18 protein-coding genes are annotated in these 20,478 nt (G+C 31.1%); 10 read left to right on the plus strand and 8 right to left on the minus strand.

All coding sequences use genetic code 11. The annotated features are described in order from the left end of the window. Nucleotides 1–25: 25 nt before the first annotated feature. Together MK851_RS12070 and MK851_RS12075 are read right to left on the minus strand one after the other, a co-directional pair. A complete protein-coding gene (locus MK851_RS12070; protein ID WP_320244174.1) occupies nt 26–520 on the minus strand; it encodes a hypothetical protein in 495 nt (164 codons plus the stop codon). A 13-nt stretch (nt 521–533) separates the two neighbouring features. After that, nucleotides 534–1,619, minus strand: coding sequence for a diphosphomevalonate decarboxylase (locus MK851_RS12075; protein ID WP_320244175.1), 1,086 nt, complete (start codon nt 1,617–1,619; stop codon nt 534–536). A 78-nt stretch (nt 1,620–1,697) separates the two neighbouring features. Between MK851_RS12075 and MK851_RS12080 the strand changes: the two genes are divergently transcribed. Continuing rightward, nucleotides 1,698–1,928, plus strand: a complete 231-nt coding sequence (locus tag MK851_RS12080; RefSeq protein ID WP_303509484.1) for a hypothetical protein — start codon at nt 1,698–1,700, stop codon at nt 1,926–1,928. A gap of 24 nt (nt 1,929–1,952) precedes the next feature. Next, nucleotides 1,953–2,255: a hypothetical protein gene (locus MK851_RS12085; RefSeq protein ID WP_115901716.1), complete on the plus strand. Its 303-nt coding sequence runs from the start codon at nt 1,953–1,955 to the stop codon at nt 2,253–2,255. A 55-nt stretch (nt 2,256–2,310) separates the two neighbouring features. On the opposite strand, the gene MK851_RS12090 is transcribed toward MK851_RS12085, so the two are convergent. The 4 genes from MK851_RS12090 to MK851_RS12105 form a co-directional block, all read right to left on the minus strand. Further along, nucleotides 2,311–3,519 carry an NAD(P)/FAD-dependent oxidoreductase gene (locus MK851_RS12090; protein ID WP_320244176.1) on the minus strand — a complete coding sequence of 403 codons (1,209 nt, stop codon included), beginning with the start codon at nt 3,517–3,519 and terminating at the stop codon, nt 2,311–2,313. A 121-nt stretch (nt 3,520–3,640) separates the two neighbouring features. Then, complete coding sequence (locus MK851_RS12095) at nt 3,641–4,621, minus strand: GYDIA family GHMP kinase (protein ID WP_303509480.1); 981 nt, start codon at nt 4,619–4,621, stop codon at nt 3,641–3,643. Nucleotides 4,622–4,623: 2 nt separating this feature from the next. Then, nucleotides 4,624–4,947, minus strand: coding sequence for a GIY-YIG nuclease family protein (locus MK851_RS12100; RefSeq protein ID WP_303509478.1), 324 nt, complete (start codon nt 4,945–4,947; stop codon nt 4,624–4,626). A gap of 42 nt (nt 4,948–4,989) precedes the next feature. After that, nucleotides 4,990–6,720: a hydroxymethylglutaryl-CoA reductase, degradative gene (locus tag MK851_RS12105; RefSeq protein ID WP_320244177.1), complete on the minus strand. Its 1,731-nt coding sequence runs from the start codon at nt 6,718–6,720 to the stop codon at nt 4,990–4,992. A 142-nt stretch (nt 6,721–6,862) separates the two neighbouring features. Between MK851_RS12105 and MK851_RS12110 the strand changes: the two genes are divergently transcribed. From MK851_RS12110 to MK851_RS12125, 4 genes are all read left to right on the plus strand, one after another. After that, the gene (locus tag MK851_RS12110) at nt 6,863–9,010 is read left to right on the plus strand and encodes a S9 family peptidase (protein ID WP_320244178.1); all 2,148 of its coding nucleotides are present in this window, start codon (nt 6,863–6,865) and stop codon (nt 9,008–9,010) included. Between the two features lie 16 nt (nt 9,011–9,026). Beyond that, entirely contained in the window at nt 9,027–10,571 is a 1,545-nt protein-coding gene (locus MK851_RS12115; protein WP_320244179.1) for a peptide MFS transporter, read from the plus strand. A gap of 66 nt (nt 10,572–10,637) precedes the next feature. Next, nucleotides 10,638–12,401 carry a peptide MFS transporter gene (locus tag MK851_RS12120; RefSeq protein ID WP_303509468.1) on the plus strand — a complete coding sequence of 588 codons (1,764 nt, stop codon included), beginning with the start codon at nt 10,638–10,640 and terminating at the stop codon, nt 12,399–12,401. Nucleotides 12,402–12,499: 98 nt separating this feature from the next. Continuing rightward, nucleotides 12,500–13,018, plus strand: coding sequence for a thioredoxin family protein (locus MK851_RS12125; protein WP_303509466.1), 519 nt, complete (start codon nt 12,500–12,502; stop codon nt 13,016–13,018). A gap of 3 nt (nt 13,019–13,021) precedes the next feature. On the opposite strand, the gene MK851_RS12130 is transcribed toward MK851_RS12125, so the two are convergent. Further along, nucleotides 13,022–15,049 carry a ComEC/Rec2 family competence protein gene (locus MK851_RS12130; protein ID WP_320244180.1) on the minus strand — a complete coding sequence of 676 codons (2,028 nt, stop codon included), beginning with the start codon at nt 15,047–15,049 and terminating at the stop codon, nt 13,022–13,024. A gap of 355 nt (nt 15,050–15,404) precedes the next feature. On the opposite strand from MK851_RS12130, the gene MK851_RS12135 reads away from it, so the two are divergent. The 4 genes from MK851_RS12135 (at nt 15,405) to MK851_RS12150 (ending at nt 18,421) form a co-directional block, all read left to right on the plus strand. Continuing rightward, entirely contained in the window at nt 15,405–15,536 is a 132-nt protein-coding gene (locus tag MK851_RS12135) for a hypothetical protein (RefSeq protein WP_320244181.1), read from the plus strand. 67 nt (nt 15,537–15,603) lie between these two features. Beyond that, nucleotides 15,604–16,605 carry a grasp-with-spasm system ATP-grasp peptide maturase gene (gwsG, locus tag MK851_RS12140; RefSeq protein ID WP_320244182.1) on the plus strand — a complete coding sequence of 334 codons (1,002 nt, stop codon included), beginning with the start codon at nt 15,604–15,606 and terminating at the stop codon, nt 16,603–16,605. 531 nt (nt 16,606–17,136) lie between these two features. Next, entirely contained in the window at nt 17,137–17,769 is a 633-nt protein-coding gene (locus MK851_RS12145) for an SPASM domain-containing protein (RefSeq protein ID WP_320244183.1), read from the plus strand. Continuing rightward, complete coding sequence (locus tag MK851_RS12150; protein WP_320244184.1) at nt 17,759–18,421, plus strand: DUF6624 domain-containing protein; 663 nt, start codon at nt 17,759–17,761, stop codon at nt 18,419–18,421. Before MK851_RS12145 ends, MK851_RS12150 begins: the two co-directional genes overlap by 11 nt. A 139-nt stretch (nt 18,422–18,560) precedes the next feature. Here the strand turns inward: MK851_RS12150 and lysS are convergent, their stop codons facing one another. Further along, entirely contained in the window at nt 18,561–20,258 is a 1,698-nt protein-coding gene (gene lysS / locus MK851_RS12155; protein ID WP_320244185.1) for a lysine--tRNA ligase, read from the minus strand. Nucleotides 20,259–20,478 lie beyond the last annotated feature (220 nt).

Below are 20,478 nucleotides of genomic sequence, written 5' to 3' on the forward strand. Positions count from 1 at the left end.
ACGAGTAAAACCACTAGTTTACAAACTAGTATACGTTTTTGTAAAAAGTTTTCCAAACACCAACTTTTTCATTATTACGGTATTTACCTTTTGTTTCTATTTTACCGTTTTTGTAAAAAGTTTTCCATACACCTTCTCTTTCACCTTCCTCATACTTTCCTTCCTCTTTTAACTCACCAGATTCATAATATACTTTTCGAATTCCGTGAAGTTTTCCTTTTTTGTAATTAGCTCTGTGAAAAGGCTTTCCATTTGCGTGATAATATAGTACTAAACCATCAAAGACTTCTTCGTTAGGAGTGTTCACTGTACTAAAACCTTCCATTTGAATCTGTCCATCTTTGTAGTAATCTACAATCCAAAATCCGTCGTTCATCCTTTTAGGAGCTGGTCTATAAAATTCATGCTCTCCTTTTGCTGTTTCGTGCCAATTTTTATCGAACCAAATAGTATCTTGTGCGATAACTGAATTGGTTATAAAGCCAATAAAAATGGCTATTATTAATGTTGAAGTTTTCATAATAGTAGGGAATTTAGGTTAAAATAGGTCTCGCGCCAAAACCCACACTATCACAAATATAATGATTTTTTTGGCAGTATGCAGCTAAATTATTCTTAATAAACACTTCAATTTCAGTCTTTTCCGATTCAGGGTATAATACATGTACGTTTGCGCCAGCATCTAAGGTAAAGCAAACATAGCTATCATTCTCTTGTCTGTATTCCCATATTTTATTGATAATTTCTAATGTGTTAGGTTTCATTAAAATAAAAAATGGATTACTTGTTAGCATCATTGCATGTAATGTTAAAGCTTCGCTTTCAACAAGGTTGATAAATGCTTTGATGTCTCCGTTTTGAAGAATTTTTGAAATTTTTTCCAGGTTTTCATTAGCTTGGGTAAAACGATTTTCAGCATACGGATGATCGTGCATTAAATTGTGACCAACAGTACTCGAAACTTGTTTTTCTCCTTTGTCTACTAACAAAATAGCGTCTTGGTAATTTTCAAAAATAGGATGAATTTTATATGGGAATTTTATACCGAATAAATCTGAACTTCCTTTAATTTCAGGATGACTTCCCCAAACAACTAAAGGTCCTTCAATACTTCTACTAGCGCTTCCTGATCCTAAACGAGCTAAAAAAGAAGCCTTTTTGTTAATATATTCATCAGTTAAATTCGGGTTTAACTCTTTTTCTAAATTCATTAAACACATAGCGATAGCACTCATCCCGCTTGCAGAAGAAGCAATACCACTACTATGAGGAAAAGAGTTTTCAGAGGAAATAACCATGTTATACTCTAAAATATAGGTACAGTATTTTTGAATTCTTTCAAAGAACTTGGCTATTTTAGGTTTAAAATCATCTTTCTTTTTTCCTTCAAAGTACAACTCAAATTCTGCTTGGTTTTTTGGTAATGTCTTTGTGAATTCAATTTTTGTAGTTGTATGACAATTATTTAATGTAAAACTTATTGAGGCATTTTTAGGAATTTGAGGCTCACTTTTCCCCCAATATTTTACCAAAGCAATATTACTAGGTGTTTGCCATGTAACGGTTAGGCTATCTACTTTTTTATCTTGAGAAAGAAATAAGAAATCTGATGTATTCAACGTGTAAAAATTTTGCCGTAAAGATAGAATTTCGCTTACACTTGTGCTAATGAATTTTTAATTAGGTATTTTTGTTCTATGAGAAAAATTAAACTGATTTGGGATTTTAAAGGTCCTGATGGATTGGAAACAGCAAAACACCATTGCATACATTTAAAAGAATTTGCTCAGATGGATAGTTTGCCTTACCATGAAGTAAATTTTGTATCTTTAAACGAAATGCACACCATTGCCTATATTGTGGTTGATGAGGAATATATGAAAATATTTAGAGATGCATTAAAACCTCACAGAGGAGAATTAGCTTAATTAACAGTAAAAAAAAATAGACCTATGTTTTTAATTAATGCCTTAGCAAAACCTAAAAAATCTTCTGAACATTACGATGAAGTTATCGGAGCTTACGTAAGCTTATATATCGATTATAAAGATATTGAAGGAGCTATGCGATTAGCGAAATTTTACATCAAAAATGAAGACTGGAAAGTAGTTGAAATAGAAGACGAATATTTTACGTTAGATTCTGTGGATGATGTAGAAGATGATGAACAAAAAGAATTATATGAAGAAGCTGTAGAGTACGGATATTCTATCATTTTTAACTGTTACGAAGAAGAAGGAGAAGACGAAGACTAAAAAAGTAAAGTCATTTCGAACGAAGAACTTTTAAAACTTTGTTCGAAATGATTTTTTATTTAGCAATCGCATTTGCACAAATAAAACCACCTGTCCAAGCATTTTGAAAGTTGAAGCCACCAGTAACGGCATCAATATTTAATACTTCACCTACAAAAAACAAGTTTTTATGTTTTTTACTTTCAAAACGTTTAAAGTTAATTTCTTTTAAATCTACACCACCAGCAGTAACAAACTCTTCTTTAAAAGTAGTACGTCCATTTGCATTAAATAATCCCTTGTTTAGCTCGTTTGCTAAGTTTTGAAGCTGTTTGTTGCTTAAATCTGCCCAATTTTGGTTGTTTTTTATTTCTGAAGCCGTAACCAAACGTTCCCACAATCGGCGAGGAATATCACTAAAAGGAGATTTTAAACTAACTTGTTTTTTAGCTTGTGATTTCTTTAGTCCTTGTAACTCTTCGAAAACAGAATTTGTATCTTGTCCTAGCCAATTTACCAGTACGTTGTATTGATAGTTTTTGTCGGCTAAAATACGAGCGCCAAAAGCGGATAATTTTAAAATAGCAGGACCACTCAAGCCCCAGTGGGTAATTAGTAACGGACCAGAGTTTTCTAAATTCGTTCCAACAAGTGTTACTTCAGCATTTGGCACAGAAATTCCACCTAAATCAATAATTCGTTTATCTTTAATATTAAAAGTAAATAAAGACGGAACAGGTTCTATAATTGTATGATCTAGCGTTTTACATAAATCCCATACTTTTTTACTGCTTCCTGCAGCAACCACTACGAAATCTGCTTCAAAATCTTGATTTTTTGTGTTGATAATCCATTTCTCATCTTGTTGATAAACAGAATTCACACCATGATTTTTTAACACTATGATTCCGAGGTTATCAACAGCATTTTGAAAACAATCTATAATTGCTTGTGATGTATTAGCTTCTGGGAATACTCGATTATCTTCTTCAATTTTTAAAGGAACTCCGCGATTTTCAAACCATTCAAAAGTATCACCCGTCATGAATTTATGAAAAGGGCCCAATAACTCTTTTTCCCCTCTTGGGTAGAATTTTGTTAGTTCTTTGGGTTCAAAACAAGCATGCGTAACATTACAACGACCTCCACCAGAAATTTTTACTTTTTGTAAAACCTCTTTTCCTTTCTCAAGAATAGTAATGTCCAATTCAGGATTAAGTTCTTTTGCATTAATTGCTGTAAAATAACCTGCAGCTCCGCCACCAATAATAATAACTTTTTTCATCTTTTTTATGTCAGTTCGAGTAATTTTCGGTAGAAAATTGTATCGAGAACCTTTTTTAAATCATCTCGATACAAATTTATTTCATTCTTCAATAAATTCACTCGATGTGACAGACTTAATTTTATAAAATCATTTCTTTATAGGTGAGGATAGTATTGAATCCTTTTTGTTGAAAATAGCTTGTAGTATCTTCATTTCCTGTAGCTAAAATAAAATCACCACCCCAAGCGCCTAAACTTTTTACTTCACCAAAATAGTCAGAAAATAATCGTTGTTTTACAGTGTCTTGTTTTATAATTGAACTAATGATGTGCTCATGCTCAATAATGATTTTTTCTAAATCTTTAGAAGTGTTAGCTTTTAAAAATTCTTGAGTTAAATTGTCAATCTCAGGAATTAATGTTTTTCCTTCTTCTTTGTGTTTTTTATAGTGAGCAATCCCTTCTCTGCTATTCTGTTTTTGGTTCAAATGCACAAAAAACAATTCTTCAGAAAAACGTGGATTTAAATTTACTTCTTTGACTATTGGTTGGTGACGGAGCGTAGGCGAAGTCACTTTTAATTGATATAAAATTGGTGTATTGTGTTTTGCACAAGCAATATCGTAACCACTCCCAGAAAAAGCGTTCCAAAGCAAAGTAAACGGATTTACATTTGCCCATGTAGCAATATTGTTAATTAAGGTTGATGAACTCCCTAACCCCCAGTTTTGAGGGAATGTTAGATTCGTTTTTACAACAAAACCGTGTTCAGTATTTAAAAACTTTGGATTTAAACGTTTAGCTTCTTTTAAAATATCTCGTAAAGTCTCAGCAATAAGTTCAGCACTTCCTTCTTTGTCAGAATTAAACGTTGCTGAGGTTAAACGTAGTTTTGGCAAATCAAAAGAAGCCTCGAACCAACATTCTCCAGTATGCGTAAAACTTCCCCAGATAAGTTGTGGTTCTTTGATAAGTTCAACGATTAAATCTTGTCCAAACTTAGTTGGGACAGCTAACGATGTTGCACCATCTAAAACAGCATATTCTCCAGTGAGTAATAATTTTCCGTTAGAATAGCTTCGACTACGCTCAGCTACCCATTGGTTTGTGTCTTCTTCCATGTTTAAACTAAACCTTTTCTTTTTTTAATTCTATAATGACTTTCGTTTTGACATTCGGAAAGTTTAGGTAGTATTTCATAATTATTATCGATTAAAGCTATCTTTTTAGCTCTAGACCAACCTTGAATTTGTTTTTCTCTATAAAAAGCTTGATGTATTTGTAGGAACTCTTCAACATAAACTAAGCTAAGAGGTGATCTTTTTTGAGTGTGGCGAGCACCTTCACCATTTTGGTGTTCGCTAAGTCTTTTTTCTAGATTAATAGTACTACCGGTATAGAAACTTCCGTCTGAGCACTCTAGTATGTAAACAAAACCTTTAGGCATTTAATAATTTTGATGTTAACCCGTGACTGAGCGTAGTCGAAGTCACAATCCAAATTGTTTAAAATGATGTGTAAAGTGTTTTACTTGAAACTTTTTCCAGTATTCGTAATCTAGTTCTCCAAAAAAAGGATGTACAACTGTTCGGTTTGGGTTTTCATTAAAAACACTTTCGAAGTGCTGCACTTGCTCAATCAAATCATCAATAGCTTCTTCCATTGAATTAAACTTCAAAGGAGTTGGGTCTTCAGATAAAAATGGAGCTTTAAACCCGATTTGTAATTCGCTATCAGAGTTTAAAAACGGCTTTCTTCGAGCCGCTTTATCGTCTGGAACATAAATATCAACATTCCAATTTCCGTTAGCAATTTGAGTAACTATGCTTAAATGCTCTACCATGTGTTGTCCTTTCATTTTTCCAAATAAAGGTTTAGCATCAGTTTTTAAATTAGCAAGTGTACTACGTACTCCTTCCTCACTTAAAAAATCTACCCATTGTACTTTGGGCTTACGTAACTCGTTGAGCTTTTCAACCACAGCACTATGTGAGGCTGTTCTGTCTTCAAAATAGGTAGCTACAACTTCTTTTTCTTCATTAGTAGCTTTGTGTTGATTTAAAATATTCATCAAGTGCATTTTCATATGCCCATGTTGAATTCCTTTAGTAGTTAAGGCACGTAAAGCAGCAAAATTCTGAGCTAAACCAGCGGAAGCAATAATTTGCATTAAGATGCGTGCGCTTGGTTTTTGCATCATGTCTAACGATAATTTTGCCATTGGGTGTAAGGCAGTTAAACCACCCACAGTTCCTAACGCTAAAGGAATTTCAATCCAAAATTTAAAAATTCCGTCTTTTACTTCACAGTGAGTTAGGCTTTTATATTGTCCGTCTTTTGATGCATACGCATGTGCACCCGCTTCAATCGCTCTAAAATCGTTACCTGTAGCCAATACAACAGCATCTATTCCGTTCATAATACCTTTGTTGTGCGTAACTGCACGGTAGGGTTCTACTTCTGCGATTTTAACAGCCTGTTCAAAATTTTGAGCAAACTTCTCAGGATTCTTTCCGCCTAATTCGGTTACTTTACAGCTTACTTCCGCTCTAACTAAACATTCAGGAACGTAGTTAGAAAGAATACTCATAACTATTTCAATATCGTCTTTTCTAAAAGTTCTTGCAATAGCTTCTAAACAAGAGTTGATGAAATTGGCTCCCATACTATCTTTTGTTTCAAAAGTAACATGTAATTGATAGTAATTTGCAAGCTTATCTGTTTTATCAACTAGTTGAATATCTAATATTCCGCCACCACGTTTTTCCATGTTTTTGGTAATGGATGCGGTAGCTGCGTATAATTCTGTTTTTTGTTGATTAAAATAGGTTTCTAACTCTTTTTTGTTACCAGCATACATAAAATGCACTTGACCAATTTTGGTAGTAGAAATCACCTCGGTTTTAAACCCACCACGAGTACTCCAAAATTTAGCAACTAAAGAAGCAGCAGCAACCACAGAGCTTTCTTCAACTACCATTGGTATTACGTAACTGCGTCCGTTAATAATAAAATTAGGAGCAATACCGTAAGGCATATAAAAGTTAGAAATTGTATTTTCAATAAAATCATCATGCAATTGTTGTAGCTTATCATCTACATTCCAATATTGCTTAATAGTTTGTGTAATTTCTGGTTGATTGTTAAAGTAAGTTTTTGCCAACCAGTCTATTTTTTCTTCTTTGGTAAGTTTAGAAAAACCAGAGATCGTTTTAGACATTCTCAATTCTTTTTTGATGGCTCAAAGATACGTGAATCATGTTAAAATGGTTGTGTTATTTGGTTTTTATGATTTTTTTGAGGGGATTTTTGGCTATTTTTCCGTAAACTTGGCAAACTTTTTAGATAAACAACAACTTAACATGAAGAAATTATTACTATTGTTTATAGGAATATCTTCGCTGGTACAAGCTCAAAAAAAAGATATTTCTTTAGAGGATATATGGCGAAAAGGCACGTTTAGAGCCGATTATATGAACTCTTTAAATTCTATGAATGGAGATTTTTATTCGCTATTGAATTATGGAGAAGGTAGTTCTACTGTAGATAAATATAGCTACGAAACTTTAGGAAAAGTAGCAACTATAGTTGATAGTAAAGATTTAGCTGGATTAGAATATTTTCAATCATATAGCTTTAACAACGATGAGACTAAGTTAATTTTAGGAACAAACTTCAAACAAATTTTTCGTCATTCATATTTAGGTACATTCTATGTGTATGATATAGCTACAAAATCATTAGACTTAATAGGAGAAGATATTCAGGAGCCAACTTTTTCTCCTGACAGTAAAAAAATAGCGTACGCTAAAGACAACAATTTATTTATTAAAGATTATTCAGACGCCAATATTGTAATTCAAATTACCAATAGTGGTAAAAAGAATGAAATCATTAACGGTATTACTGATTGGGTTTATGAAGAGGAATTTGGTTTCGTAAAAGCATTTGAATGGAGTAAAGACAGTAAAAATTTAGCATATTTACGTTTTGATGAAAGTAAAGTTAAAACTTTTTCAATGGACGTATATGGAAAAGAAAAGTATCCAACACAGCATGTGTTTAAATATCCAAAGGCTGGTGAAGAAAATGCTAAAGTAGCTTTGCGTATATTTTCATTAGCAACTAATAAAACGGCTGAAATTAGAGTTGGAGATTATGAATATATTCCAAGAATAAATTGGACAAACAATCCAAATATTTTAGCAGTTAGAACATTAAACCGTCATCAAAACGATTTAAAAATGTATTTTGTTGACGCAACTACTTTTAATAGTTCAGTTGTTTTAAATGAAACTGATAAAGCTTATGTAGATATTACAGATGATTTAACTTTCTTAGATGATAATAGTTTTATTTGGACAAGTGAAAAAGATGGATACAACCATATTTATCACTATGATAAGGACGGTGAGTTATTAAATCAGGTAACGAAAGGAAATTGGGAGGTTACTTCATACTACGGATATAATGCAGATAAGAAAACTATTTATTATCAATCAGTAGAAAATGGTTCTATCAATAGAGGAGTATATAGTGTTTCTTTAGAAGGAAAAAACAAAAAGTTGTTAAGCAACTCTTCAGGAACAAACAATGCTGCCTTTAGTAAAAATATGCACTATTTTATTAATACCTTTTCTGACGTAAATACACCACCAGTGTATACGTTAAGAAATGATGAAGGAAAGGTGTTAAAAACTATAAAAGATAATGCAGCTTTAAAAGAAACTATTGCAGGATATAATTTAAGTAAAAAAGAGTTTTCTACAATTAATGTAAATGGAAACGACTTAAATATGTACACTATTAAGCCTGCAAACTTTGATACTAATAAAAAGTACCCAGTTTTAATGTATCAATATTCAGGACCAGGTTCTCAAAATGTAAAAAATAGTTGGAATGGTTCAAATGATTATTGGCACCAAATGTTAGCACAAAATGGTTACATAGTTGTTTGCGTAGATGGTAGAGGTACAGGTTTTAAAGGTCGTGACTTTAAGAAAGTTACTTACATGAATTTAGTAAAGTATGAAACTGAAGACCAAATTTCTGTGGCTAAAGAGTTAGCAAAATTATCTTATGTTGACGCGAATAGAATTGGTATTTGGGGATGGTCTTTTGGAGGTCATATGAGTACAAACTGTTTATTAAAAGGAAATGATGTGTTTGCTGCAGCAATTGCAGTAGCACCAGTTACTACATGGCGTTTTTATGACACAATTTATACAGAACGTTACATGCGTACACCAGAAGAAAACCCAACAGGATATGATGATAACTCACCATTAAATTATCCAGAGTTATTAAAAGGGAAATACTTATTAATTCACGGAACAGGTGATGATAATGTACATGTGCAAAATGCTTATAGAATGGCAGAAGCGTTAATTCAAGCAAACAAGCAGTTTGAATGGGGAATGTATCCAGATAAGAATCATGGTATTTATGGAGGCAACACTCGTTTACACCTGTATACCAAAATGACCAACTTTATTAAAAACAACTTATAAACTAAAACAATATATTATGGCTAAAAATGTAGCAACCGAACGGGAAATATTTGGACACCCAGTAGGATTATTTATGTTGTTCTTTACAGAAATGTGGGAACGTTTTTCATACTACGGTATGAGAGCTTTACTGGTTTTATATTTAATTAGCGAAGTAGCAAGTGATAATCCAGGTTTAGGATGGACTAAAAGCGACGCTAGTAGTTTATACGGTTGGTATACAATGCTTGTTTATATTACTCCAATTATTGGAGGAATTATAGCCGATAAAATTTTAGGATTTAGAAAGGCAATTATCATAGGTGCTATATTAATGACTTTAGGGCACCTATCGTTAGCTTTTGAACCGATGCCAGCGTTTTACCTAGGACTTGGTTTATTAATTATAGGAAATGGTTTTTTTAAGCCAAATATTTCTTCAATTGTAGGGCAATTATACCCAGAAGGAAGTGATAAAAAAGATTCAGGATATACTATTTTTTATCAAGGAATTAACGTAGGAGCTTTCTTGGGATCAATTTTATGTGGTTATTTAGGAGAAACCCTAGGTTGGCATTATGGTTTTGGATTAGCAGGTATATTTATGTTTATAGGATTAATCCAGTTTCATTTAGCACAAAAAATGTTTGGAGAAATTGGATTAGCACCAAAGAAAGAAGTTTCTAAAGAAACTACAGAAACAGAAAAAAAGCCATTAACAAAAGTTGAAACTCAGAGGTTAATAGTTGTTGGTGTTTTAGCATTTTTCTCTATCTTTTTCTGGGCAGCTTTTGAGCAAGCAGGTTCAAGTATGAATATTTTTGCAAGTGAATATACCGATAGAAGTTTAGAAGGAACAGGAGTAATTGTTTTTAAAATTTTCGGAGCTTTACTATCAGCTTTACCAGTAATAATTTTAACATGGTTATTTATAGGAATGTTTAAAGCAATTGGTAAAATGTATGCTACAGCAATGATGTTTATGGCACTAAGTGTTGTTATTTTGTGGGGAATTATTGGGTATATGATTTATAATCAATTTTTTAACGAAAACCCTGAGGTGCCAGCAACATGGTTTCAAAGTTTAAATGCGTTATTTATCTTCACTTTAGCGCCATTATTTTCTTGGGTTTGGCAAAAATTAGCAAAAACAAAATACAACCCTAACGGACCTCAAAAGTTTGCTATTGGATTAATATTACTTGGATTAGGTTTTATACCAATGGTGTTTGGAGCAGCAAATGTTGGAGGAGATTCCATACAAAAGGCTAGTATGATCTTTTTAGTTTTAGCTTACCTATTACATACTATGGGAGAGTTAAGTTTATCACCAGTTGGACTTTCTTATGTAAATAAATTATCACCAAAAAGATTATTAGGTATTATGTTTGGTATTTGGTTTTTTGCCTCTGCCATGGGTAATATGATTGCAGGTACTTTTTCAAGTTATATGGAAAAGATAGCTCAAGAATCTTCTATGTCTGATTTCTTTAACATCTTAGTTTGGATTCCAATAGGAGGAGGTATAGTACTATTCCTTTTAAGTTTCCCACTTAAAAAGTTAATGCACGGAGTAAAATAATAAGGAACATTTAACCTCATGATAGTTTTTATCATGAGGTTTGTTATATATAAACGATAAATAAATATGAGTTCAGTTACATCAAATGATTTTTTTAAATCTAAGGTATTAGGTCATCCATCTGGGTTATTTGTCCTGTTTTTTACAGAAATGTGGGAGCGTTTTTCGTTTTATGGAATGCGTGTATTATTAATAAACTTTTTAACAGCAGCAGCAGTTGGAGCTAACCCAGGTTGGGAATGGTCTGCAGAAAACGCAGGGGCATTATTTGGTACCTATGCAATGTTGTTGTACTTAACACCAATTTTAGGAGGTATTATAGCTGATAAATTAACAGGATATCGTTGGGCAGTGGTTATAGGGTCGATAATTATGACTTTAGGGCATGCTGCTATGGCAATTGAAACAGAGTTTTGGCTATACGTAGGGTTGGCTTTATTAGTAATAGGTACAGGTTTCTTTAAACCTAATATGACTTCTATTATTTCTGAAATGTATAAAGATTTACCAGAAAAGAAAGATGGTGCTTATACCATTTTCTATATGGGAGTTAATGCGGGAGCATTTTTCGGAATGATGTTATGCGGATATTTAGCTGAAAAAGTAGGTTGGTCTTGGGGATTCGGTTTAGCAGGAATTTTTATGTTATTTGGGACTCTACAATTTTGGTTAGCGAAACCATTATTTGGTACTATTGGCGATGTTCCTTCTACAGAAGAAAAGGAAGAAAGTAGTGAAGTGTCTGTTGTAGAAACGACTAATGAAAGTGACAAAGCAAACCCTTTTACAAGCTTAGATAAAATTTTAATCGTTATTTCTTCAGTAATTGGTTTAGGGTATGCAATTAATGATCCATTATCAAAAATTGGAGGAATAGATGTTTTCGGTGCGTTAAAAGTAGGAGATTTTGATGGACAGTATGTAGCAGTGTTGTTTGGTTTAGCTGTCTTTTTGTTTTTAACAATTTCTCGTATATCTCGATATACAAAAGTTGTTAGAGACAGGATGATAGCAGTAATTATTTTCGCATTTTTCACAGTTTTCTTTTGGATGAGTTTCGAGCAAGGGGCAACTTCATTAATACTTTTTGCTCGTGATAATGTTGACAGAGTTTTAACAGGAAATGCACAAACAATTTTTAACATCGTAAATACATTATTAACAGTAATTCCTTTAGTAATTATTACATGGGTGTTGTATTTATTAGGAAAAGAGACAGGTAAAAGAATTCCAGTATCAAACTTTGTTTTAGCTATATGTTTCTTAGGAGTTTGGGTGTTAGTAGGATGGATGTTATATGCTGAGTTTTCTGCAGAAGCTTCAGAAATTACAGTATCATGGTTCTCAATCTTAAACTCATTTTTTATCATAGCCTTTGCTAATTTATTCTCTAAGTGGTGGGATTCAAAATACAATCCGTCTGCAGCTGTTAAATATGGCTTAGGTTTAATTATTATGGCTGTCGGATTCGGTTTGTTAGCTTTTGGAGCTTATGGAATTACCGATGGAGTAAAAGTAAGTATGGTATGGTTAATCTTAGCATATCTATTCCATACATTAGGTGAATTATGCTTGTCACCAGTAGGACTTTCTTATGTTTCTAAATTAGTACCAGCACGTATGATTGCATTTATGTTTGGTATGTGGTACTTAGCTATTGCAATAGGAAACAAGTTAGCAGCAGTATTTGGAGGTCAAATCGAAAATATTACTAAAGAATACAGTTTATCAACGTTCTTTTTAATTTTTACGATAGTACCAACAATAGCAGGTTTATTAGTTATAGCTTTAAATCCAGTAATTAAAAAATTAATGCATGGAGTTAAATAACTCTAAATAAACGTTAAAAGAATATTTTACAACCTGTCAACTTTAAATATTGGCAGGTTTTTTTGTAAATTTGGAACACTTATTGAGACTTAAGAAGTATGAAAAAAATAATATTAGTAGTAGTTTTAACCGTTATTTCACTAGGGGTAAAGGCACAGGATAAAGTAAATTGGTTAAGCTTTGAAAAGGCAATGGAAATGAGCAAGAAAGATCCAAAACCAATTTTAGTAGATATTTATACCGATTGGTGTGGTTGGTGTAAAAAAATGGATAAAACCACTTATAAAAATAAAACAATTGTTGAATATATCAATACGCATTATTATCCAGTAAAATTAAACGGAGAAGCAAAACACGATATTACTTTTCAAGGAAAAACTTTTAAGTTTGAAGCTCAAGGGAGAAGAGGATATCATCAATTAGCAGCAGCGATTATGAAAGGGCAGTTAAGCTACCCGTCAACAGCTTTTTTTAATGCTGAAAGACAATTGTTACAAAATGTACCTGGGTACTTAGAAGAAAAAAGATTTGAAAAAATACTAGCATATTTTAATAAGGATAATTACAAGAATACACCTTGGAAAGAGTTTGAAAAAAGCTTTAAAAGCGCTATGTAAAATCTATTCTTTAAAAATATAAGCACCATTTTGGCCAGTATACCAAAATGGTGTTTTTTGTTTATAACAAGTTTCTTTCCATCTAATAACATACGATTTGTAGTTACTGCCATCAGCAATAATTTGTTGAGGTTTTAGCGTAGAAATAAGTCTAGTTAAATTTATTTTGGGACTGTTTTGTAGAATAACTATTGGATTTTGAACGCCATTTATTTGATACACTCCTAAACTATCCACAATCAAAATTTGTTTGTTTTTGTATGAGATGATGTTAAAAACTGAATCAATACTTTTTGAGGAAACATCTTCACCAACCCTGTAAGATTGTAATAGTTTTTGCTGCAGAAGAACAGAGTCATTTAAAGAACTAAAAATTGATAATTCCTTACCACTTCTTTTTCCTAAAACAGACTGGCGGCTTTTATGAAACACAATGAACTCATCTTTGTTACTAATTTGATATTTTTCATAAAAATAGACTCCTTGTAGAACTATAATTGAAGTCAATAAGAAAATAGTACTTTTTAAAGTTTTTCGAACCCAAACTCGATATAAGAAAACAATAAAAACATACCAAGCTACCATAGTTGTTAAAGGCATAGAAATTTCCTTCAATAAAAAATGTTCTTGATGTGAAACCCAATCGACAAAACGATTCATTAAAGAAATAATAGATCCATAAACATCAGCGATGAATTGAGGTAAGCTGTTTAAGACAGCTAAAAGAATTACAACAATTCCTAGGAGTAAAATACTACTTAAAAAAGGAATGATAATTAAGTTTGATACAATAAACAACCCAGGAAATTGATGAAAGTAATATAAACTAATAGGTAAGATTCCTACTTGTGCTGCTACTGAAACCGTAAACAAGCTCCAACCTTTATCAAGTAACCAAAACTTAGGATTCCAAAGATTATAGAGTAAAGGCTGTACCCAAACAATGCCAAAAACGGCTAAATAACTCAATTGAAATCCGACATCAAATAAAAACATTGGCTTTATCAAAAGCAGGAAGAGCATAGAGCTGATTAAGGAGTACTCTATAATTTTTTTACGTTTAAACGATTGCCCGATAGCCACAAAAGTAAACATGGTTACGGCTCTAACTACTGACGCGGATAAACCAGCTATAAAAGCAAAACTCCAAAGAAACAATACTATGCAAACGGTTTTTATAAGCACCCCGTAAGGAAGCTTTTCTATAGGTTTAAACAAATAGGAGAGGAGTAACAGTAAAATACCAATATGTAGCCCAGAAATAGCTAGAATATGAATAGCGCCAGCATTTGTGTAGCTTTCTAACAAATCTTTTGAAATTTCTTGTCGTTGTCCTAACAACAAAGCATTAATTACAGCAAACTCATTATTTGAAAAATGATATTTTTTTAAAGAAGCCTGTACTTTCTCTCTGATATTAGCTGATAAACCAACTAAAGAAAAGTTAGTATTCTCTAATTGTTTGAACTGCTGCTTGTTTAAAAATACTTGATTATAAATATATTGTTTGGCTAAATACTGTTTATAATCAAACTGATGTGGATTTAAAGGCGGAATCAATTCTTTAAAAGGAGTTTTAATAAAAATTTGATAACCAACTTTTAAAGGATGGGATAAACTATCCTTTTGAATATTTAGAAGAATATATCCAGTGGTTTTAGTAGAATCAACTTGTGAAACTTTGGCAACATACTTTGTGTAGTAATTCCCGGGTTTTAATACTTTTTGTACATCAAGTATATAGGTAGAACTCTCAGTTAATTGATGTTCATAATAACTCGCATAATTTTTCGGATTGTGAATATACGTAGCGCTAATTCCTGTAAAAACAAAGAACAGCAGTCCAGCTATACTAAATGCTTTTCGCATTTCAGTTTTTTTTAAAAGATATAAAACAACTAGAAAACTTATTAAAAAGAAACTTAGGTATATAAAATTAAAGTGCCAAACTTGTATATAAAACTGGAGTGTTATACCAACAATAAGGCACACCAAAAAGTGAAAAGGAGAGTATTCTAACAATTTTTTCATAGTTCTTTAAAGTTATGAAAAATTGTTTAAAAGGAGAATCTCACTACTGGTAAAGAATATAAGTAGTAACTTGGATTGGTACTTAAACTTTATAAAGCTAAGAAATATACAGAAAAAAACAAGAAAATATTTTGTTACCTAATACAATTAGAATAGATTTGGTTTTATGAAGAGAAAAGATATAAAATTGCTGACTTCTCATTTATTAAAAATCAAGATTAAAATTTTATTATGATAATAGGCGGAAACCGAAAAGCCTTTTCATAGAGTAGGTACAATTAAATAATCGAAAAATAATGAAAAAAAAGATTTATTATTAGAACAATTTAGTCAATTTGAATGTAAAAGAACAAGTTTGAAGAACATTAATGGTGGAGTTGAACCTACTGAACACACGGAATGCACACAAACTAAAGAAGGGTCTGATGACTATACTTGGAGAGATAACTATCCAACATGGAATGATTTTAAAAAACTTTTCGAGTAAAGTAAATTAGTTAAAGTAATAGTAAAGTCGTTACTTTACTATTACTTTTTTTGTAAAAGATATATGCATGGTTTTAATTTTATCGGAAGAGAATGATACTTCCACCAATTTGGTTTTAGACCATTTTATTCACAATAAAAAATTAGTTAAAAGACATAATGGTGAAAATCAAAAACAGTTCGGATATATTTCTTTGTTTATCAATGATTTAAGTTTTAGTATAAAGTTAGAACAAGGATCAATAAAATTAACAGATAATAAAAGTAATAAAGAGTTAGATATAACTAGTGTTTGGTTTCGTAGACCATATAGTGGGGTAAATGATTTTAATATTTCATTAAACTCTAAAGATTCAATAAATAGTGAATCCGCTTACAGAAGTATATTGAATAATTATAAAATTTTTAAAGATTATCTTTTTAATAATATTGTTAAAAAATCATTGGGTAGTTATAATATAACAGGGTTAAATAAAATTAAGACACTTTCATTAGCTAAAGGGGTAGGTTTAACAATACCTAAAACAATTATTACGAATAATCGTGAAGAGGTAGTAAGATTTTTAAGTGTTTCTAGTAATGGGTTGATTTGTAAAGCGATTCATGAAGCTTTCCATGATAAGTCTTATCTAAATGAAGGGTTTTGGATATCTAATAAAACTACAGCCATATATGACATAAATGATGTTCCAGACTCGTTTGGCCCTTCAATTTTTCAAGAAAATATTTTTAAAGAATATGAAATTAGGACTTTCTACCTAAATGGTGAGTTTTTCTCATCATGTATATTTAGTCAGAATAATGAAAAAACCAAAATTGATTTCAGGAATTATGATGAAAAAAAGCCAAATAGAATGGTACCATATAAGTTGCCAAAAGAAATACAAAATCAAATAAAGAAATTGATGGAGTTATCTAAATTAAATACTGGTTCAATTGATTTTATTAAAAATAAAAAAGGGCAGTATATATTTCTAGAAATTAATCCAGTGGGTCAATTTGACTTTGTTTCGAAGAGTTGTAATTTCAATATTGATAAACGAATTTATAATTATTTAAGTAATGAGTGATGACTTTATAAAACTTGAGAGAAATTCTTCTATACCAGCAAATTTCTATTTTTTAAAAAAAGAAAAAATTAACAAAAATAAACCTACACATATTGCTTATTCTAAAAAGCATTCAGGAAACATTATAGTAGGAACTTTTTATAAACGAAACTCAAATATTTTTATTGATGATTGATAATGAGAAGTATTTCAAATTATTTGAATGCTGTCAGCCTGTTAAAGGTATTTCTTTTAGTGTAATAATGGATTTACAAAGAGATGAATATATAGAAATCCCGAATCTTTTATATAATACATTAGAAGTGAATAAAAAAAATAACTTTTCTATTGAAAAGTTAAAACTTTTTTTTTAAAAATGAGATTGATTTAGGGATTGATAAGTATTTAAAATTTTTAATTGATGAAGAGTATGGTTTTATTACATCTGAACCAGATAGTTTTCCAGAGTTGAGTACTGAGTTTAGTCAGCCCAATCAAGTAATATCTTCAGTTATTAATGTAACCAACGATAGTTCTTTTTCATTATCTAAATTGATTAAAGAACTTGATGAATTGGGCTGTTTAACCCTTCAAATCAGATTTTTTGAAGAGTCCTTTAAAAAGTTTTTTGTTGAAGTGATGAAGAAGTTTAATAAATCAGGTATTAAAGTTATTGAGTTGTATATAGAAGATAGTATTAATTTGAAGGAAAGTATACTTGAGGAGTTAATTAGAGAAAACTTAAGAGTTACTGTAGTAATATTTTCGTCTAAAAAAGAGATTAATTTGTCAAAGGGAAATCCTGAAAGTAAGATAATATATACTAGGAAAAAAATAGACAAGCGAGGGGAAGAGATTTACGATAAAAGATTACTGACTTCGAATACTAAATTTTTTTGTGAAGCTAAAAATTTTAATGTAGGCTTAAATAAAAAAGTATGTATAGATGAAACAGGAGCTTTTAAAAATTATATTTCTCATGAAAAAATATTTGGTAATGTGAGAGATTCCAAAATAACTGATATAATTAAATTAAAAGAATTTAAAAAAAAATGGAGAATTAGTAATGATATGGTAGAAAAGTGTAAAGATTGTCAGTTTAGATATATGTGTTTAAGTAATTCCGATATTAAAGAAGAAGAAGGGAAAATAATTAAATTGAATTATTGTAATTATGATCTTTGAAAACAAAAAACATCTATTGTTAGTTATTTTATTTGTATTAATCTTTTCATCATGCTCAAAATATAGAGAAAATAAACATGAATTAGTAATTAATGATTTAATTCAAAATTACGAGAAACCAAAAATTGATTTTGACTTATATGATATAGATTGTGAAAAAATAGATGATTTATTAACTGAAATATATAAAAATGACCAAGATGTTAGAAATAATGGAGTTGGAAATATGGAGGATGTTGATGATAAAAATTTACAAATATTCACATCTATAGTACTTAAATGTGGGTTTCCAAATAAACAACAGATAAAGAGTAAGGAAAGTGAAATTGCAATATTTTTAGTTATTCAACACTCTTCTCCAGAATGGATAGCATATTACTATAAGCAATTTATAAGCGCTGTAGAATCAGGTGTCTTAAATAAGAATTTTTTACCTTTTATACAGGATAGATTTTTATCATATAATAATAAACCTCAAATTTATGGGACTCAAATAAAAGATGAACATTTATACATGTTGTCTGACCCATATGGAGTTAATAAAAGGAGAAAAAAAATGGGGTTAGGAGAAATAGAAAGTTATTTGGAATCTTTTGGGTTAGATTTTGAAACAGAAATTAAGAGGTTTCAAAATAATTCGACTTTTAATTAAGAACATGTTTTTACTTTATATATACAATGTATAACTCTACTAAAAAGCAATCTTACTTCGGCTACGTTCAGTAACCAGTAAGATTGCTTTTCAATTCTATTTAGTTTTTGAAACCCCTTCGACTACGCTCAGGGTAAATTTATACAATTTCTACAAACAAACCTTCCTCAGTTTTTTCAACTTTTGCAAGACTATTTTTAGTTAATCCTTTAATGGTTTTATCCCATTTTTTATTAGATAAACCGCTTTGTGCTTTTAATTCGTTTAAATCTATTTTTTCTGCTTTTTCTAATAAGGTTAACAACGCTTTTTCATCATCGTTTAATTCAACCGAAGGAGCTTGCTTCTCAGGCTTCATTTGTGGGAAGAATAACACTTCTTGAATTGACGGATTGTTTGTTAAATACATAATCAAACGATCCATTCCAATTCCTAATCCAGAAGTAGGAGGCATACCATATTCTAACGCACGTAAGAAATCTTGATCGATAAATTCTCCTGCTTCGTCATCTCCACGAGCTGCTAATTTTAACTGTGCTTCAAAACGTTCACGTTGGTCGATTGGGTCGTTTAACTCAGAATATGCGTTGGCAATTTCTTTACCACATACCATTAACTCAAAACGCTCAGTTAATTCAGGGTTGTCACGGTGCTCTTTACATAACGGAGACATTTCCTTTGGGTAATCAGTAATAAACGTAGGCTGTATGTAGTTCCCTTCACATTTTTCACCAAAAATTTCATCAATTAACTTTCCTTTACCCATGGTATCATCTACTTCAATACCCATGTCTTGAGCAGCTTTACGAATTTCATCTTCTGATTTTCCGTTGATGTCAAAACCAGTAAAGTGTTTGATAGAATCTGCCATCGTAACACGTGCATATGGAGCTTTAAAGTTAACGTTATATTCTCCAAAAGTTGCTTCTGTAGTTCCGTTTACTGCCAAAGCACAATGCTCTAACAATTTTTCAGTGAATTCCATCATCCAGTTGTAGTCTTTATAAGCTACATAAATTTCCATTGCAGTAAATTCTGGATTGTGTGTTCTGTCCATTCCTTCATTACGGAAGTTTTTAGAAAACTCATATACACCATCAAAACCACCAACAATCAAACGTTTTAAGTATAACTCATTCGCTATACGCATGTATAATGGAATATCTAATGCATTGTGATGTGTAATAAATGGTCTTGCAGCGGCGCCACCTGGAATAGGTTGTAAAATAGGTGTTTCTACTTCAAAATATCCTGCATCATTAAAAAACTGACGCATGGCGTTGAATAACTTTGTACGTTTTACAAACACGTCCTTTACTTGCGGATTTACCACTAAATCAGCATAACGCTGACGGTAACGCATTTCAGGATCAGTAAAACCATCAAACATATTTCCTTCCGAATCTACTTTAGGTAGTGGTAATGGTTTTAAAGATTTACTTAATAATTTAAAATCTTTTACCATTACAGTGATTTCTCCAACTTGAGTTTTAAACAACTCTCCTTCAATACCTACAAAATCACCAATATCTAATAACTTTTTGTATACCTCGTTGTACAAAGTTTTGTCTTCACCTGTACAAATTTCATCTCTGTTAAAATATACCTGAATGCGTCCTTCACTATCTTGCAATTCAGCAAAAGAAGCTTTTCCTTGAATACGACGAGACATTAATCTACCAGCAATTACTACCTTTTTACCTTCCTTAAATTCCTGTTTAATCTGTTTGGAATTTGAATTGAATGGAAATAAATCTGCTGGATATGGATTGATACCCAGTTCACGTAATTTTGATAGTTTTTCTCTACGTACAACTTCTTGTTCTGATAATTGCATTGACTTAATTTTTAAGTAATTTTAATTTAAAGGTGCAAAGATACAATCAATTACAAAATTAGACAATGGTAGTATCACATAGATTTTATAAAAAAGTAAATTTTTATTTGTGAGTTTCTAAAAAGGATGTATATTTGCAGGCTGTCTAATTTTAAAAAGACAGCATTTAGTTGTGTTGTTAGATACTTTAAATAGTATCATGGTTTTGTTAACCAATGGA

Origin of the sequence: Tenacibaculum sp. 1B UA (assembly GCF_033978845.1) — a bacterium.
GTDB lineage: Bacteria > Bacteroidota > Bacteroidia > Flavobacteriales > Flavobacteriaceae > Polaribacter.

Coding starts and splice junctions, on each gene's coding strand:
- gwsG (WP_320244182.1), top strand. CDS start 15,604: ATGGTTTTAATTTTATCGGAAGAGAATGATACTTCCACCAATTTGGTT.
- MK851_RS12105 (WP_320244177.1), bottom strand. CDS start 6,720: ATGTCTAAAACGATCTCTGGTTTTTCTAAACTTACCAAAGAAGAAAAA.
- MK851_RS12080 (WP_303509484.1), top strand. CDS start 1,698: ATGAGAAAAATTAAACTGATTTGGGATTTTAAAGGTCCTGATGGATTG.
- MK851_RS12125 (WP_303509466.1), top strand. CDS start 12,500: ATGAAAAAAATAATATTAGTAGTAGTTTTAACCGTTATTTCACTAGGG.
- lysS (WP_320244185.1), bottom strand. CDS start 20,258: ATGCAATTATCAGAACAAGAAGTTGTACGTAGAGAAAAACTATCAAAA.
- MK851_RS12120 (WP_303509468.1), top strand. CDS start 10,638: ATGAGTTCAGTTACATCAAATGATTTTTTTAAATCTAAGGTATTAGGT.
- MK851_RS12070 (WP_320244174.1), bottom strand. CDS start 520: ATGAAAACTTCAACATTAATAATAGCCATTTTTATTGGCTTTATAACC.
- MK851_RS12085 (WP_115901716.1), top strand. CDS start 1,953: ATGTTTTTAATTAATGCCTTAGCAAAACCTAAAAAATCTTCTGAACAT.
- MK851_RS12110 (WP_320244178.1), top strand. CDS start 6,863: ATGAAGAAATTATTACTATTGTTTATAGGAATATCTTCGCTGGTACAA.
- MK851_RS12100 (WP_303509478.1), bottom strand. CDS start 4,947: ATGCCTAAAGGTTTTGTTTACATACTAGAGTGCTCAGACGGAAGTTTC.
- MK851_RS12095 (WP_303509480.1), bottom strand. CDS start 4,621: ATGGAAGAAGACACAAACCAATGGGTAGCTGAGCGTAGTCGAAGCTAT.
- MK851_RS12090 (WP_320244176.1), bottom strand. CDS start 3,519: ATGAAAAAAGTTATTATTATTGGTGGCGGAGCTGCAGGTTATTTTACA.
- MK851_RS12150 (WP_320244184.1), top strand. CDS start 17,759: ATGATCTTTGAAAACAAAAAACATCTATTGTTAGTTATTTTATTTGTA.
- MK851_RS12130 (WP_320244180.1), bottom strand. CDS start 15,049: ATGAAAAAATTGTTAGAATACTCTCCTTTTCACTTTTTGGTGTGCCTT.
- MK851_RS12115 (WP_320244179.1), top strand. CDS start 9,027: ATGGCTAAAAATGTAGCAACCGAACGGGAAATATTTGGACACCCAGTA.